The sequence below is a fragment of the Pseudomonas sp. S3E17 genome, from assembly GCF_024168685.1.
GTDB classification, from domain to species: Bacteria; Pseudomonadota; Gammaproteobacteria; order Pseudomonadales; family Pseudomonadaceae; genus Aquipseudomonas; species Aquipseudomonas marginalis.
In genome coordinates this window covers 1905831-1921078 of record NZ_JALJWE010000001.1, presented here as the reverse complement: position 1 = coordinate 1921078, position 15248 = coordinate 1905831, and the positions used below count along the sequence as shown (strand labels likewise).

Sequence of the window (15248 nt, the reverse complement as noted above, 5' to 3'; positions counted from 1 at the left end):
ACTAATCGAATTGAATACGCTCAAACGTGACAAATTTTAACATTCATCACGTTATTTTTGATGGCGAAGCGAGGGGGGAGGCGGTTGTTTCGAGGATCTTTACCTGAACTTACACATAGGCTAGTGCAAATTTGTAATGCGCGGTAAGTATTTTAGCCCTAACGATTTTTTGAGCGGGGCGGGGTTTAAGCCTTGCCCATTTATGCGGCGCTAACAGGGGCTGGGACGCTGGCATCCTCAGGTCAATTCCTCTTCCCGCAACTGCACGCTCATGTCATCGCAACTCTGCGCCCAGTCGATCAACCATTGCGGCATCGGCGGTGATGCCTCGTCCAGACCCAGTTCCCGCACGAACTCACCCGGAGGCAAAGTGCCCTTGGCCGAGCGGAACAGCCCACGCATCACCACCACGCCGACTACGCGACCGCGACTGATAAAACGGTGTTCCATCAGGCTCCACTTCGCGTCCCAGCCCAGCATGCGGGTGTGCACCTCGAACACCTCGAACAGCTTCAACTCCCGTCGAAACTTGCCCCAGGTGTCGCCCACGATGGGCAGGGCCTTGTGGCGCAGTGCGACGCGAAAGGCACCGGTACGCAAGACGAAATCCATGCGCGCGACATCCGCCAGTGAAAAGTACCGGCCATTGGTGACATGCCGGTTGATATCCAGGTCCAGGGGCCACACCCGCATGCGCACCACCGTGGTGGCCAGGCCGTGGGCGGGGGTTCGCCATGGGCGGCGGCAGAGCATGTACAGCAAACGCAACCAGAGATTCATAAGTACGCCCGTCAATTGCTCAGTGGCAGCACTTTAAGGACCTGGAGTCGACCATGGTAGGTCCGTAAATGACTTATTTGCGCAGGAAAGCGCAATTCGGTGACTTCTCTGATGATGCAGACGAAAAAAAACCGGCTGATCAGGCCGGTTTGGGGATCTCGCAAACGCTGCGGTATCAAGCGTGGTTGTCCAGCAGGCGATCGGCACCGCCTTCGGCCAGGCCACGCTCCTGCAGACGGTCGGCACCGCCTTCGGCCAGGCCACGTTCCTGCAGACGGTCGGCACCGCCTTCAGCCAGGCCACGTTCCTGCAGACGGTCGGCACCGCCTTCGGCCAGGCCACGTTCCTGCAGACGGTCGGCACCGCCTTCGGCCAGACCACGTTCCTGCAAGCGATCGGCACCGCCTTCGGCTACACGATTGCCTTGCAGGCGATCGGCACCGTCTTCGGCTACACGATTGCCTTGCAGACGGTCAGCCCCGCCTTCGGCAACACGATTTTCGATCAGGCGATCCGCGCCGCCTTCAGCAACGACAGGGTGGGCAAATGCGTTTGCAGCGAGTACCGAGAAAGCGAGGCTAAGCAAGATTTGGCGTTTCATGAGGGTGTGCTCCAAGTGTTTTAGTTGGGTGTTGCCGGGTATGGGTTTGATGTTACGCGTTGCATTTTTTAAGAGAACTTCATTGGGCTGATGGTGACTATCGATGCCAGCGATGGCCCGTTTCAAAGGGCCATCGCCGCGCCGGTCACGGCATCTGTGGCCGTTCCTGGGGGCGCAGGTCGAACACCAGCACCTCGGCATCCTGGCCCTGGCTCAGGCGGATTTGCCGCTCATCGCGCACTCGGGCACCGTCGCCTTCCTGCAAGCGCTGGCCGTTGATGTCCACGCTGCCCCGAGCCACATGGATATACACGTGGCGATCCGGCGGCAGGTCGAGGGTCGCGGCTTCGTCGCCGTTGAACAGCCCGGCGTACACCCTGGCGTCCTGGCGCACGGTCAGGGAGCCGTCGCTGCCGTCCGGCGAGATGATCAGTTGCAGGCGCCCTTGTTTCTGCGCCGCGCTGAAGTGTTCCTGTTGATAGCGCGGTTCGGCACCGGCCACGGCGGGTACGATCCAGATTTGCAGGAAGTGCACGCCACGGGTCTGGCTGTGGTTGAACTCGCTGTGGGCTACGCCGCTGCCGGCGCTCATCAGTTGCACATCGCCGGGGCGGATCACCGAACCGGTGCCCAGGGTGTCCTTGTGTTCCAGGGCGCCTTCAAGCACATAGGAGAAAATCTCCATGTCGCGGTGCGGGTGCTGGCCGAAGCCTTTGCCGGCCGCGACGCGGTCGTCGTTGATCACCAGCAGGTCGGAAAAACCCTGTTCATCGGGGTTCCAATAGTTGGCGAACGAGAAGGTGTGGAACGACTTCAACCAACCGTGATTGGCGGCGCCGCGTTCGGAAGCTTTGCGAAGGGTCAGCATGGTCTTGTCCTCAAGTGAGCGCGGGCTGCGAGATGCAGGGCGCTTGCGTTGAGAAGAAGGTTACTGGTAACCGAAATATTCATTAAGAAGATGAAATCTGAATAACTGTCTCCTTGAGATTGACAGTGAAGGGCATGCCATAATGCCTTTCGCTTTCTTACCCTCGATGGATGCTTCCCGTATGAAAACCGTGGCCATGGCGCTGTTCCCGGACTTCCTCCTGCTTGACATGGCCGGGCCGCTCGAAGTGTTTTCCATTGCCAACCGCTACCTGCCGGCGGCGGAGCATTACCAGATCCTCACCCTGGGCACCGAGCCCGGGCCGTTGCGCGCCTCCAATGGGGTGCTGGTCCAGGCCGACCTGCTGCTGGACCAGGCCCAGGCGGCTTATGACCTGCTGCTGGTGCCCGGTGGCCCGGGTGCCTATAACGAATGCCATCCGGCGCTGCTGCCCTGGCTCAAGGCGGCGGCGCCACGGGCGCGGCGCTTCGGCTCGATCTGCACCGGCGCCTTTGTGCTGGGCCACGCCGGGCTGCTCGACGAACGCCGCGTGACCACCCACTGGCACTACACCGAGCGCCTGATCAAGGCCTTCCCCAAGGCCATCGTCGAGACGGATCGCATCTACCTGCAGGACGGGCGGTTGATTACCTCGGGCGGGGTCACCGCCGGTATCGACCTGGCGCTGTCGATCGTCGCCCAGGACCATGGCAAGCAAGTGGCGGTGGATGTGGCCAAGGTGCTGCTGGTGGTGATGAAGCGCCAGGGCGGCCAGGCCCAGTTCAGCCCGATGACCGCGTCCGTGGCACCCCAGGAAACCGCGATCACCCGCGTGCAGAACCATGTGCTCGCCCATCTGGACCAGCCCTTCACCATCGAGTCCATGGCCGAACTGGCCGGCATGAGCCCGCGCCACTTTGCCCGGTTGTTCGCCAAGGACGTACAGATGACGCCCATGGCCTTCCTGCAGGGCGCGCGCATCGACCGCGCCCGGCAACTGCTGGAAACCACCGACCTGCCGCTCAAGACCGTGGCGTTCCACGCAGGCTTCGGCAGCGTGCGGCACATGCGCTTTCTATTCAGTGAAAAACTCGGCCTCAACCCGACCCAATATCGCCAGCAGTTCAGTTAACGACAGGATGTCCGTCTCACGCACCCGATTGTCCGTATCGCTCCCCGTGCCAGCATTGCCCTGTCACCGGTAGCTGGCAAGATAACGTCGAGCCCATGGAAAAGGATGCGCGGACGCCCAAGACCGGGTGTTTCAGCGCGATTGCAGACATGAATATGCCTCAGGCGATTGACGCGGATAGCACGGTGCGCTTCGGTGACTATGCCTTTCATCGGCAGCAGCGACTGGTGAGCAAGGCGGGTTGGCCGGTGCCGCTGGGCGGGCGGGCATTGGATATTCTGGCGGTGCTGCTGGAGTCGCCAGGGCAATTTATCAGCAAGGCCACCCTGATCGAGCGGGTCTGGCCGTGCAGCGTGGTGGAAGAGAACAACCTGCGGGTGCACATCGCTGCACTGCGCCGTGCCCTTGACGGGCAACGCTTGATTATCAATGACCCCCAGCGCGGTTACTGCTTCGCCGCCCCCGTGCGGGTCGCGGCTGCCGCGGTGCTGCCCCGGCATAACCTTGCCCCCCGGCTCAGCCCGCTGATCGGTCGCGATGAACTGCTGGGCGTGCTGGTGCGGCGTGTGTCCGGGCAGCGCCTGATGACCCTGACCGGTTGCGCCGGCGTGGGCAAGAGCACCTTGGCCCTGGCCCTGGCCGAGCGCGTGTTGCCGCGCTACCGCGACGGTGTGTGGTGGGTCGACCTGGCCACGGTGGAGGCGCCGCTGATGATGCTGCGCCACCTGGCCACGATCCTGCACCTGGAACCCAGCGGGAGTGTCACTGAGTTGTGCCGCCAGTTGGTCTCCCGGCAATTGCTGCTGGTACTCGACGGTGCCGACCTGCTGCTCGGTGCCTGTCGCCATCTTTTGTGGGCGCTGCGCGAAAATGCGCCCCAGGTCAGCGTGCTGGTCAGCAGTCGCGAAGCGTTACAGGCCCCAGGCGAATGGGTGCTGCGCGTCCCCCCGCTGGGCGTACCGGCACCGTCGGCGCTGGGCAGTGTTGAACAGGCGATGGCGTTCCCCGCCGTGCAACTGTTCGTCGCCCGGGCGTGTGCCGGCCAACAGGGCTTTGTGTTGCGCCGACAGGACCTGGCGCCGTTGCGGGACATCTGCCGGCGCCTCGACGGTATTCCCCTGGCCCTTGAACTGGCGGCCGCCCAAGTGGACGCGCTGGGCGTGCGCGGTCTACAGGCGCAGTTGCACAGTGGAGTGCAGGTACTGACCCGGGGCCGCCGCACTGCGGTGGAGCGCCATCAATCCCTGACCGCCGCCCTGGACTGGACCTACGAGCGCCTGAGCCTGCCGGAGCGCTGGCTGTTCCTGCAACTGAGCCTGTTCAAGATGGCCGTGACCTTGCCCACCCTGGGTAAGCTGGTGGCCGGCACCGAGCTGGAGCACGCCGATTTGTCGTACCTGCTCGGGCGGCTGGTCGGCACCTCGCTGTTGAGCCTCGAACCCGGTCCGGGTTATCCACGCTATCGTCTGCTCAACAGCACGCGCAGCTATGGCCTGGCACTCCTGCGCAACCCGCAGCAGGTGGCGCGTTTGCAGCAGGGCTATGGGCATTACCTGGGGACGTTCTCAGGCCGGCCGTTTGTCCTGCAGCTCGTCGAGCAGGCGGCGTACGCGGACTAGATCCTGGGTGGCGAAGCCTTCGCTGAATCGCGCGTAGACCGAACCCAGCAGGTCGCGGGCGGCCTGCACACGACCCTGCTGTTGCCACAGCCGCGCCAACGAGTCTGCACAGCGCAGCTCCCAGGCCAGCGCGCCTTGCTGGTGTGCCAACTCCAGGGCTTCGAGCAGCAGCGCCTCAGCCCCTTGGGGATCGGCCATGGCCTCGGCGCGCACGCGCAGGATTTCCGGGCTGCACCAGCCGGCCGCACCGCTCCGGGCGCGTTCGAACAAGGCCTCATCCACTGCACGGGCGTTGAAGGTCACCAGGATGTCTGCGACCAGCCCCAATCCCTGCATATCGGCGATCTGCGCCGTGCCTTCGTAGCATTGCGCCCAGGTGTGGAACAACTGCACCGAATGCTTTTGCGCCTGTTGCAGGAGGAGGTCCAAACGGTCGCGGGCCGTGAGGGTGTCGCCGTTGCAATGGGCGATGACCACCCCGGCCAGGGCCAGGGTGTAGCAAATCGACGTGCCGTGGTTGATCTGCAACGCCAGCTCCAGCGCCTGGCTGGCGGTGCGCCACGCACGCTCGGGAAAACCGCGCAGCCACAGGATGCGCGCGAGGATGGTCAACGAGGCCACGCTCTGGTCGTACTGCACGCCAAAGCCGTGGGTAAACCGGTTGAGATGGCCGCTCTGGGCCATGCGCTGGATCACCTGTTCGGCATTCTGCTGCGCCAGCACCTGGTTGCCGGCGAAGTGCTGCGCCAGCACCCTCAGGCGTTGGGCGCTGAGGGCCAGCAACGGCTCGGCCTGCGGCCCCAACCGGTCGAAATGCAGGCTTTGCTCCAGGGCCTCGCGGTAGTTGCCGCCGCACAGGCTGACCGCCATTTGCCCCGACACCGCGCGCAGTTGGCCAACCAGGTTGCTGTCGGCTTCGGCCAGGCGCCGCGCAAGGGCAAAGGCTTCGATGGTCTGCGGCGTACCGCCCTGGGTGTGATAGGAAAAACTGCCGAAGGCCAACTGCAAGGCCATGTTCAAGTGCGGGCTCGGCGTGCTCGATTGCCCCAGTCGCGCCAGGGCCTTGCCCACGTACAGGCCGTGTTCGCGCAGCAGCGACAGCTCCTGCCACAACGGCATGGCGCTGACGGTGAGACGAATGCCCAGCAGGTGCGCACCCTGGTCGCCCAGGCCCCAGTCGAGGGCGGCACGAATGTCTTCGCGCAGCGGGGCATAGCGGTCGATCCAGGTTTGGGTGGCGGTCTGTTCCCAATCGTCCTGCGCCTGGTTCATCAGCACCAGGCAGCGCTTGGCGTGGTGTTCACGGGTGGCATCGAGTTCATTGGCGACGCTGAGTTTTTCCAGGGCATAGGTGCGGGTGATGTCCAGCAGGCGGTAGACCACCTCGTCATCCCCGGCCTCCACCGTGAGCAGGGATTTCGCCACCAGCTGGGTGATCGAACCCAGCACCTCGGCCGGCGCAACCTGTTGCCCGGCGATCACCGCCGCCGCACTGGCCAGGCTGAAACCACCGCGGAACACCGCCAGGCGACGCAGGCAGATTTGCTCGCAGCCGGTGAGCAATTCGAAGCTCCAGTCCAGGGTGGCACGCAAGGTTTGATGGCGGGGCAGGGCGCTGCGTCGGCCACGGGTGAGCAGGCGGAAGTTGTCTTCCATCTGCACCAGCAGGCCGGGCAGGCCGAAGCGCTCGATCTGCGCGGCCACCAACTCGATTGCCAGGGGGATGCCGTCCAGGCGTTGGCAGATATCAATGGCCAGGGGCAGTTCGGCTTCGCTCAGTTCGAAGCTGTCCTGATGGGACATGGCCCGCTCGATCAGCAGTTGCAGGGCCGGATAACCCAGGGCCTGGGCGCGGTTGCCGGTGGCGGGCGGGCAGGCCAGGGGTTCCAGGCGCTGCACCGACTCGCCCTCGGCGCGCAAGGCCTCGCGGCTGGTGGCGAGGATGTGCAATTGGGGCGCGTGGCGCAGCAGGGCCTCGCTGATCAGCGCGATGTCGTCCAGCAGGTGTTCGCAGTTGTCGATCACCAGCAGCAGCTGGTGCTCCTGCAGGCGGCGTGCAAACACGGGCAACGGTTCATGCTCGGTGTGGGTGAGGTCGAGGAGCGCGGCGAGATTGGGCAGGATCATCGACGGCGCGCTGAGAGGTGCCAGGTCCAGCAGGCGAATACCGTCGCGGTAATGTCCGATCAACAATTCCGCAACGCGCAACGCGACGGTGGTCTTGCCGATGCCGCCGGCGCCGGTCAGGGTGATAAAGCGTTGCTCGGGCAGCTGCTGTACCAGGCTGTCGATCAGGGCCTGGCGGCCAAGCATGCGCGTGCGTCGCAGCGGCAGGTTGTGGCTCGGGCGTTGGGGGGCGCCTTCGGTCGGTAGGCTCATCGGCTCGATGCTCAGTGGCGCCACAAAACTGTAGCCACGCTGGGCCACCGTAACGATATAGCGCTGCCCGGCCTGGCCATCGCCCAGGGCCTTGCGCAGCGCCGCCATATGCACCCGCAGGTTGCCGTCTTCCACCACGCTCTTGGGCCAGACCCGGGCGATCAGTTCCTGCTTGCTCACCACCGTGCCGGCCTGCTCCAGCAGGATCAGCAGGATGTCCACGGCTCGCCGTCCCAAGCGCAATGGGCGACCGGCCTCCAGCACCAGGCGCTGGCGCGGGTGGATGCGGTAAGGACCGAAATGCACGGCCTGGTCGCGTGGGTCACTCATGGGTGGCCATGCTCTGGGAAAAGTAAGCGGCCAGCATATTCCAGGTGCGTGCCGACCACTAGGCAGCGATCTCCCGAGGCTTGTGACGCAGTTGGTGATTTCGCCAGGTCATCGGGTTGACGCCCTCGCTGCGCGTGAACATATGGCAGAAATGCGCCTGGTCGCAAAACCCGCACTCCAGGCTGATTTGCGTGAGGCTCAAGGAGGAACCGGTGATCAACTCCTTGGCCCGCTGGATGCGTTGCTGGCGTATCCATTCCTGGGGCGACAGCCCGGTGGTGCACTTGAACGCGCGGGAAAAATGGCTGCGCGACAGGGCGCAGGCCTGGGCCAGGTCGGCAATCGCCAGGCTTTCACCGAGGTTGGCGAGGATCAATTGCTTGGCGATTCGTTCGCGCCGGGGGCACAGGCCGCCGGTGGCGGATAAGCGAGGAGCACAATACGCAGGTCGGGCCATGACGGATATCCGCAGTCGATGGGAGCGTTCCCGGTGAATGGATGCAGTGTAGACCGGCTCATTTTTGGCGCCGCACCGGCTGGCTGGCGAGTTAATCGTTGTTAATTTCGCCAGGTTCGGTCACGGAAAAGACAGCACAGGCATGCAATCCAGGCAGTGTCCTGCCTGCTTAGCTGGGAGCCTGCTAACCGTTTGGATACCGCCATGAACCGCAATGACCTGCGCCGCGTCGACATGAACCTGTTGGTGATTTTCGAAGCGCTGATGTTCGAGAAGAACCTGACTCGGGTTGCCGAAAAGCTCTTCATGGGCCAACCGGCGGTGAGTGCGGCCCTGGGTCGGCTGCGAGATTTGTTCGACGACCCGTTGCTGCTGCGCAACGGCCGGGGCATGGAGCCCACGCCACGTGCCGTGGCGATACTCAAGGAGCTGCAACCGGCCATGGACACCATTTCAGGCGCAGTCAGCCGCGCCAAGGATTTCGACCCTTCCACCAGCTGTGCGGTGTTCCGCATCGGCCTGTCCGACGACGCCGAGTTCGGCCTGTTCCCGCCGTTGCTCAGCCAACTGCGCGAAGAAGCCCCGGGCATTATCGTGGTGGTACGCCGCGCCAATTACCTGCTGATGTCCGCGTTACTGGCCAGTGGCGAGATCTCGGTGGGCGTGAGCTACACCACTGAACTGCCGGCGAATGCCAAGCGCAGGAAACTGCGGGACATTCCCTGCAAGGTGCTGCGCGGGGATGACGGCGTCGAACCGCTGACCCTCGACGACTATTGCGCACGGCCCCATGCGATGGTGTCGTTCTCGGGGGACTTGAGCGGCAATATCGACCTGGACCTGGCCCGTATCGGCCGTGCCCGGCGGGTGGTGCTGGCGGTACCGCAATTCAGTGGGCTGCGGGCGCTGCTGGCCGGTACGCAGATTATTGCCACGGTGCCCGACTATGCGGCGTGTGCGTTGACCGAGGGCACGGCGCTGCGGGCAGAGGATCCGCCGTTTGCGATCGACGCGGCGGAGTTGTCGATGGTGTGGAGCGGGGTGCATGACAATGACCCGGCGGAGCGGTGGTTGAGGGGCAGGATTGCGCAGCATATGGCGGGAGGGGGATGAGCTTGGCGGCTTCTGGGCCTCCCTCAGTTCGATCTGCATACCCCTCCAACCCCGACTACCGGCTCTTGTAAGAAATTTCCCAGAGGAGTACAAATGTACTCCATGACGACCCTGACCCCCCGCCGCACCGCCATCCTGACCTTCATCCGCGACCGTATCGCGCAGCAAGGCCAACCCCCCAGCCTCGCCGAGATCGCCGAGGCGTTCGGCTTTGCCTCCCGCAGCGTCGCGCGCAAGCACGTCGTGGCCCTGGCCGAAGCCGGCTTCATCGAGGTCAACCCCAACCAGGCGCGCGGCATTCGTTTGCTCAACCAGCCCCCGCGCCTGGAGTGGCTGGATGTCCCGGTGCTCGGCCGAGTGGCAGCCGGCCGGCCCATCGGCGCGGATGCCGACGTGCACAGCCGCCTGCAACTCGACCCCGCCACTTTCGCGAAAACCCCGGATTATCTGTTGCGAGTGCAAGGCGATTCGATGATCGAGGACGGCATCCTCGACGGCGACCTGGTGGGCGTGCGCCGCAGTGCCGAAGCCGTGAACGGGCAGATTGTGGTGGCGCGCCTGGACGGTGAAGTCACCATCAAGCGTTTCGAGCGCAGTGGCGAGCGTGTGCGTCTGCTGCCGCGTAACCCCGCATACGAACCTATCGTGGTCGGCCCCGACCAGGACCTGGCCATCGAAGGGGTGTTCTGCGGCCTGGTGAGGCAAGGCTGATGGGTGCCGTGGTTGCACTGGATACGCTGTTCAATGGCGGCCGCGTCTGGAAAGGCCGGCCTGTCGCGCCTCCGGCCAGCGTGCAGCCTACGGGGCTGGCGGCGCTGGATGCGGTGCTGCCCACGGGCGGCTGGCCGGAGTCGGCCTTGAGCGAAATCCTGATGGCCAAGGACGGTATCGGCGAACTGCAACTGGTGCTGCCGACCCTGGCGCGGTTATCGGCGGCGGGGGAGCGCATTGTGCTGGTGGCGCCGCCCTACACCCCGTACCCCCACGCGTGGCAGAACGCCGGGGTGGATTTGCGCCAGCTGTCGGTGGTACAGGCCGAGGCGCGCGATGTGCTGTGGGCGGTGGAACAATGCCTGCGCTCCGGCAGTTGCGGCGCGGTGCTGTGCTGGCCGCACAAGGCGGATGACCGCGCCTTGCGTCGCTTGCAGGTGGCCGCGGAAACCGGGCAGACCCTGGCGTTTGCCTGGCGCGCCTTGAGTGAAGCGATCAACCCTTCGCCCGCCGCCCTGCGCCTGGCCGTCGAGGCCAAACCTGCCCGGGTGCGGGTGCTCAAGTGCCGGGGTGGCTTGGCTCATCCGACGCCGATTGCACTGGCGGGGCACTGAGGTTGCCATGCGCTGGGTGTGTATTGTCTTCCCGCAATTGGCGCTGGACGGGGTGCAGCGCCTGCACCCCGAGCCCGACCAACCCCTGGCGCTGCTGGCCGGCACGCCGCAGCGGCGCGTGCTGCAAACCGTCAATGACGCCGCCCGCGCATTGGGCCTGCGCCCGGGGCAATCGCTGACGGCCGCCCATGCCCTGGCCAAGACCTTTGCCAGTGCCGAATACGACCCCGTGGAGATCGAGCGCTGGCAGCAGTTCCTCGCCGCCTGGGCCTACCGTTTCAGCTCCCAGGTCAGTGTGTATTACCCGCGTGCCTTGCTGTTCGAGATCGAATCGAGCCTGGGCCTGTTCGGGCCCTGGCCTCGGTTCGAGGCACGCCTGCGTCAGGAGTTGACCGAGCTGGGCTTTCGTCACCGTATCGTCGCCGCCCCCAACCCGGCGGCGGCGCGGGTGCTGGCCAATCTCTACGATGGCCTGGCCGTGGCCGATGAGGAGGGGTTGCTCCAGGCCCTGGCGCCATTGCCCATCGACCGCGCCGGCCTCGACCCGCATGCGGCTACCGCGTTGTCGCGCATGGGCCTGCGTACCCTGGCCCAAGTGCAGGCGTTACCCCGGCACACCCTGGCGCGGCGCTTTGACGCCAGCCTGCTCAAGCACCTCGATGCCTTGACCGGGCAGCGGCCATTGGCCCTGGCGTTCTATCAGCCGCCGGACCAGTTCGATGTGCGCATCGAGTTGAATTTCGATGTGCAATCCCACCAGGCCTTGTTATTCCCCCTGCGCCGTTTGACCGGCGACCTCTCCGCGTTCCTCTGCGGCCGTGACAGTGGCGTGCAGCGTTTCGACCTGCACCTGGAACATGCCGATGCACCGGACAGTGTGATCAAGGTCGGCCTGCTGAGCGCCGAGCGTGAGCCGGCGATGCTGTTCGAACTGGCCCGTGGGCGCCTGGAGCACGTGCAAGTCACCTCGCCGGTGCGCGGTTTTCGCCTGGTGGCCCAGGACCTGCCGGTGTTCGTGCCGCAACGCCAGGACCTGTTCGACGATCGCCCGCAACAGACCCTGCCGTGGGAACAACTGCGCGAACGCCTGCGTGCGCGCCTGGGGGATGAGGCGGTGCAAGGCCTGCGCTTCCATGCCGACCATCGCCCCGAATGCGCCTGGCAAATGGCGGCGGATAAAAGCCCCTGCGCCACCGTGAGCAAGGTGCGGCGTCCCGGTTGGTTGCTTGACGAACCGACCTTGCTGGCCGAGCAGGGCGTGCAGATCCTCATGGGCCCGGAGCGCATCGAATCCGGCTGGTGGGACGGTGCCGATATTCGCCGCGACTACTACCTGATCCAGACCCGCGCCGGCCAGCAAGGCTGGGCCTATCGCAGCGTGGGGCAAAACGACGGGCTATGGCTGCAAGGCTGGTTCGCATGAGGCTGCAACCGGCCTCTGTAGGAGCGAGCTTGCTCGCGAAAAACGCAAGGGCACCGCGATGACCCAGGGCTCCCGCGTCATCGTTAACGCGCTTCGCGAGCAAGCTCGCTCCTACAGGCGGCGGTGGCCATGAGTTATGCCGAGCTGCACTGCCTGTCCAACTTCAGCTTTCAGCGCGGCGCTTCCAGCGCCCTGGAGTTGTTCGAACGGGCCAAGCGCCAGGGCTACAGCGCCTTGGCGATCACCGATGAATGCACGTTGTCCGGCATTGTGCGGGCCTGGCAGGCCGCGAAGGCGGTGGATTTGCCGCTGATTATCGGCAGCGAAGTGCGCATCGAGAATGGCCCGAAACTGGTGCTGCTGGTGCAGGACCTCAGCGGCTACCAGCACCTGTGCCGCTTGATCACCGTGGCCCGACGCCGGGCTGAAAAAGGTCGCTACCGCCTGCTGCTGGAAGACTTCGAGCAGCCGTTGCCCGGCCTGCTGGCGCTGTGGGTCGCCGAAGACAGCGACACCCAGGCCTCCATCCAATGGCTGCGTCGTACCTTCGTCGAACGCCTGTGGCTGGCGGTGCACCTGCACTGCGGCCAGGACGATGCGCGGCATCTGGAGCAACGCCTGCACCTGGCCGCCAGCCTGCAGATTCCGGCGGTGGCCTGCGGCGATGTGCATATGCATGCCCGTGGCCGCCGCGCCCTGCAAGACACCATGACCGCGATCCGCCATCACGTGCCGGTGGCCGACGCCGGCACGCGCCTGCACCCCAACGGCGAGCGGCATCTGCGCAGCCTCGACGCCCTGGCCACGCTGTACCCGCAGGCGCTGCTCGACGAAACCCTGGCCATCGCCCAGCGCTGTCACTTCGATCTTGGCCAGTTGCACTATCACTACCCGCGCGAGCTGGTGCCCGAGGGCCACGATGCCGAATCCTGGTTGCGCGCCGTCACCGACGAAGGCATCGCCCGGCGCTGGCCTCACGGGGTCGATGCCAAGACGTTGCAGCAGATCCATCACGAGCTGACACTGATCAGCAAACTGGGTTACGAAAGCTACTTCCTCACGGTGCACGACATCGTGCGCTTCGCCCACAGCCGGTCGATCCTGTGCCAGGGCCGGGGTTCGGCAGCCAACTCGGCGGTGTGTTTTGCCCTGGGCATCACCGAGATCGACCCGAGCCTGACGAGTACGTTGTTCGAGCGCTTCCTGTCAGAGGAGCGCAACGAGCCGCCGGACATCGATGTCGACTTCGAGCACGAACGTCGCGAAGAAGTGCTGCAGTACGTGTTCCAGCGCTATGGCCGTACCCGCGCGGCGCTGACGGCGGTGGTCAGCAGTTACCACGCCGCCGGTGCGGTGCGCGATGTGGCCAAGGCCCTCGGCTTGCCGCCGGACCAGATCAACGCGCTGGCCGAATGCTGCGGGCGCTGGAGTGACGATGCGCCGCCCCTGGAACGCCTGCGCGAAGGCGGCTTCGACCCGGACAGCCCGATCCTGCGCCGCGTGCTCACACTCACCCAGCAACTGATCGGTTTTCCCCGGCACTTGTCCCAGCACCCCGGGGGCTTCGTGATTTCCGAATACCCGCTGGATACCCTGGTGCCGGTGGAAAACGCCGCCATGGCCGAGCGCACCATCATCCAGTGGGACAAGGACGACCTCGATGCCGTGGGCCTGCTCAAGGTGGATATCCTCGCCCTGGGCATGCTCAGCGCGATCCGCCGCTGTTTCGATCTGCTGCGCCGCCATCGTGGCCGTGACCTGTCGCTAGCGACGATCCCCAAGGAAGATCCGGCCACCTACGCGATGATCAGCAAGGCCGACACCATCGGCGTGTTCCAGATCGAGTCGCGGGCGCAGATGTCGATGTTGCCCAGATTGCGGCCGCAAAAATTCTACGACCTGGTGATCGAGGTGGCCATCGTGCGCCCCGGGCCGATCCAGGGTGGCATGGTGCATCCCTATCTGCGCCGGCGTAACAAAGAAGAACCTGCTACCTATCCGTCGCCGGAGCTGAAGGCGGTGCTCAAACGCACCCTGGGCATCCCGCTGTTCCAGGAACAGGTGATGCAGATCGCCATGGTCGCCGCCGACTACAGCCCCGGCGAGGCCGACCAGTTGCGCCGTTCCATGGCCGCCTGGAAACGCCACGGTGGCCTGGAGCCGCATCAAGCACGCCTGCGCACCGGCATGTTGAAAAACGGCTACACCGAGGCTTTTGCCGCGCAGATCTTCGAACAGATCAAGGGCTTCGGCAGCTATGGTTTCCCCGAGTCCCACGCCGCCAGTTTTGCCTTGCTGACCTACGCCAGTTGCTGGCTCAAGTGCCATGAGCCGGCGGCCTTCGCCTGTGCGTTGATCAACAGCTGGCCCATGGGGTTCTACAGCCCGGACCAGATCCTGCAGGATGCGCGGCGCCATCGCTTGCAGATCCGCCCGGTGGATGTGCAGGCCAGCGACTGGGATTGCAGCCTGGAACCCATCGATGGCCAGCAGCCGGCGATTCGCATGGGGTTGCGCATGATCTCGGGGTTTCGCGAAGAGGATGGGCGGCGCATCGAAGCCGCACGTCAGCGCCGGGCGTTCAGGGATATTGCCGATCTGGACGCCCGCGCCGGGCTGGATGCGCGCACCCAGGCGTTGCTGGCGGATGCCGGGGCCTTGCGTGCCCTGGCCGGCAACCGGCATACGGCGCGCTGGGCCGTGGCAGGGGTGCATAAGCAGCTTGGCTTGTTCGCCGGCCTGCCCAGCCCCGATGAGGCGCGGGTGGAACTGCCGAAACCGACGGTGGGCGAGGATCTGCACGCCGACTACGCCATGCTTGGCACCACCCTTGGCCCGCACCCATTGGCGCTGCTGCGCGCCGAGTTGCGTAAGCGGCGTTGCCGCAGCTCGAATGAACTGCAGGCGGTGGAGCATGGGCGCTCTGTCAGCGTCGCCGGGCTGGTCACCGGTCGCCAGCGTCCCGGCACGGCCAGTGGCGTGACCTTTGTCACCCTCGAAGATGAATTCGGCAACCTCAACGTGGTGGTCTGGCGCGACCTGGCCGAACGCCAGCGCCAGGCCTTGGTGGGTTCGCGCCTGCTCAAGGTGGACGGGCGTTGGGAGGCGGTGGGCGAGGTGCGACACCTGATCGCCGGGCGCCTGACCGACCTGACGCCGCTGCTGGACGGCATCACGGTGCGCAGCCGGGATTTTCACTGAGGCGGGTAGCGTTGGCGGTG

Annotated in this window: 12 protein-coding genes and 1 pseudogene; 7 read left to right on the top strand and 6 right to left on the bottom strand. The window is 65.2% G+C overall.

Annotated elements, in window-relative coordinates:
- Window positions 1–237: 237 nt before the first annotated feature.
- The 3 genes from J3D60_RS08095 to J3D60_RS08085 all read right to left on the bottom strand — a co-directional run bounded on the left by J3D60_RS08095 (window position 238) and on the right by J3D60_RS08085 (window position 2249).
- Window positions 238–780, bottom strand: a complete 543-nt coding sequence (locus J3D60_RS08095) for a thioesterase family protein (RefSeq protein WP_065941947.1) — start codon at window positions 778–780, stop codon at window positions 238–240.
- Between the two features lie 175 nt (window positions 781–955).
- Window positions 956–1381 (bottom strand): hypothetical protein, encoded by a 426-nt coding sequence (locus J3D60_RS08090; protein ID WP_253490819.1) that lies wholly within the window; start codon window positions 1379–1381, stop codon window positions 956–958.
- 145 nt (window positions 1382–1526) lie between these two features.
- Window positions 1527–2249, bottom strand: a complete 723-nt coding sequence (locus J3D60_RS08085; RefSeq protein WP_027608665.1) for a pirin family protein — start codon at window positions 2247–2249, stop codon at window positions 1527–1529.
- A 181-nt stretch (window positions 2250–2430) separates the two neighbouring features.
- Between J3D60_RS08085 and J3D60_RS08080 the strand changes: the two genes are divergently transcribed.
- Together J3D60_RS08080 and J3D60_RS08075 are read left to right on the top strand one after the other, a co-directional pair.
- Complete coding sequence (locus tag J3D60_RS08080) at window positions 2431–3381, top strand: GlxA family transcriptional regulator (RefSeq protein WP_065941949.1); 951 nt, start codon at window positions 2431–2433, stop codon at window positions 3379–3381.
- A gap of 95 nt (window positions 3382–3476) precedes the next feature.
- Window positions 3477–5000, top strand: coding sequence for a winged helix-turn-helix domain-containing protein (locus J3D60_RS08075; RefSeq protein WP_253490817.1), 1524 nt, complete (start codon window positions 3477–3479; stop codon window positions 4998–5000).
- On the opposite strand, the gene J3D60_RS08070 is transcribed toward J3D60_RS08075, so the two are convergent.
- Together J3D60_RS08070 and J3D60_RS08065 are read right to left on the bottom strand one after the other, a co-directional pair.
- A complete protein-coding gene (locus J3D60_RS08070) occupies window positions 4947–7709 on the bottom strand; it encodes a winged helix-turn-helix domain-containing protein (protein ID WP_065941951.1) in 2763 nt (920 codons plus the stop codon). The genes J3D60_RS08075 and J3D60_RS08070 overlap by 54 nt on opposite strands.
- A 58-nt stretch (window positions 7710–7767) precedes the next feature.
- Window positions 7768–8166 carry a helix-turn-helix domain-containing protein gene (locus J3D60_RS08065; protein ID WP_027608661.1) on the bottom strand — a complete coding sequence of 133 codons (399 nt, stop codon included), beginning with the start codon at window positions 8164–8166 and terminating at the stop codon, window positions 7768–7770.
- Window positions 8167–8370: 204 nt separating this feature from the next.
- Between J3D60_RS08065 and J3D60_RS08060 the strand changes: the two genes are divergently transcribed.
- From J3D60_RS08060 to J3D60_RS08045, 4 genes are all read left to right on the top strand, one after another.
- Complete coding sequence (locus J3D60_RS08060; RefSeq protein WP_027608660.1) at window positions 8371–9279, top strand: LysR family transcriptional regulator; 909 nt, start codon at window positions 8371–8373, stop codon at window positions 9277–9279.
- A gap of 93 nt (window positions 9280–9372) precedes the next feature.
- The gene (gene lexA / locus J3D60_RS08055) at window positions 9373–9990 is read left to right on the top strand and encodes a transcriptional repressor LexA (protein ID WP_253490815.1); all 618 of its coding nucleotides are present in this window, start codon (window positions 9373–9375) and stop codon (window positions 9988–9990) included.
- Complete coding sequence (imuA, locus tag J3D60_RS08050; protein WP_253490813.1) at window positions 9990–10604, top strand: translesion DNA synthesis-associated protein ImuA; 615 nt, start codon at window positions 9990–9992, stop codon at window positions 10602–10604. The genes lexA and imuA overlap by 1 nt, the downstream gene beginning before the upstream one ends.
- 7 nt (window positions 10605–10611) lie before the next feature.
- Window positions 10612–12027 (top strand): DNA polymerase Y family protein, encoded by a 1416-nt coding sequence (locus J3D60_RS08045; protein WP_253490811.1) that lies wholly within the window; start codon window positions 10612–10614, stop codon window positions 12025–12027.
- Between the two features lie 16 nt (window positions 12028–12043).
- Here J3D60_RS08045 and J3D60_RS08040 read toward each other — a convergent pair.
- Window positions 12044–12130: pseudogene (locus J3D60_RS08040) on the bottom strand (outer membrane lipoprotein carrier protein LolA); the annotation flags it as partial.
- Between the two features lie 26 nt (window positions 12131–12156).
- Between J3D60_RS08040 and J3D60_RS08035 the strand changes: the two are divergent.
- A complete protein-coding gene (locus J3D60_RS08035) occupies window positions 12157–15228 on the top strand; it encodes an error-prone DNA polymerase (RefSeq protein WP_253490809.1) in 3072 nt (1023 codons plus the stop codon).
- Window positions 15229–15248: the final 20 nt, after the last annotated feature.

Excerpts from the sequence above, each read along its gene's own strand:
- J3D60_RS08035 (WP_253490809.1), top strand. The coding sequence starts at position 12,157 with ATGAGTTATGCCGAGCTGCACTGCCTGTCCAACTTCAGCTTTCAGCGC.
- J3D60_RS08065 (WP_027608661.1), bottom strand. The coding sequence starts at position 8,166 with ATGGCCCGACCTGCGTATTGTGCTCCTCGCTTATCCGCCACCGGCGGC.
- lexA (WP_253490815.1), top strand. The coding sequence starts at position 9,373 with ATGTACTCCATGACGACCCTGACCCCCCGCCGCACCGCCATCCTGACC.
- J3D60_RS08075 (WP_253490817.1), top strand. The coding sequence starts at position 3,477 with ATGGAAAAGGATGCGCGGACGCCCAAGACCGGGTGTTTCAGCGCGATT.
- imuA (WP_253490813.1), top strand. The coding sequence starts at position 9,990 with ATGGGTGCCGTGGTTGCACTGGATACGCTGTTCAATGGCGGCCGCGTC.
- J3D60_RS08060 (WP_027608660.1), top strand. The coding sequence starts at position 8,371 with ATGAACCGCAATGACCTGCGCCGCGTCGACATGAACCTGTTGGTGATT.
- J3D60_RS08045 (WP_253490811.1), top strand. The coding sequence starts at position 10,612 with ATGCGCTGGGTGTGTATTGTCTTCCCGCAATTGGCGCTGGACGGGGTG.
- J3D60_RS08070 (WP_065941951.1), bottom strand. The coding sequence starts at position 7,709 with ATGAGTGACCCACGCGACCAGGCCGTGCATTTCGGTCCTTACCGCATC.
- J3D60_RS08095 (WP_065941947.1), bottom strand. The coding sequence starts at position 780 with ATGAATCTCTGGTTGCGTTTGCTGTACATGCTCTGCCGCCGCCCATGG.
- J3D60_RS08080 (WP_065941949.1), top strand. The coding sequence starts at position 2,431 with ATGAAAACCGTGGCCATGGCGCTGTTCCCGGACTTCCTCCTGCTTGAC.
- J3D60_RS08090 (WP_253490819.1), bottom strand. The coding sequence starts at position 1,381 with ATGAAACGCCAAATCTTGCTTAGCCTCGCTTTCTCGGTACTCGCTGCA.
- J3D60_RS08085 (WP_027608665.1), bottom strand. The coding sequence starts at position 2,249 with ATGCTGACCCTTCGCAAAGCTTCCGAACGCGGCGCCGCCAATCACGGT.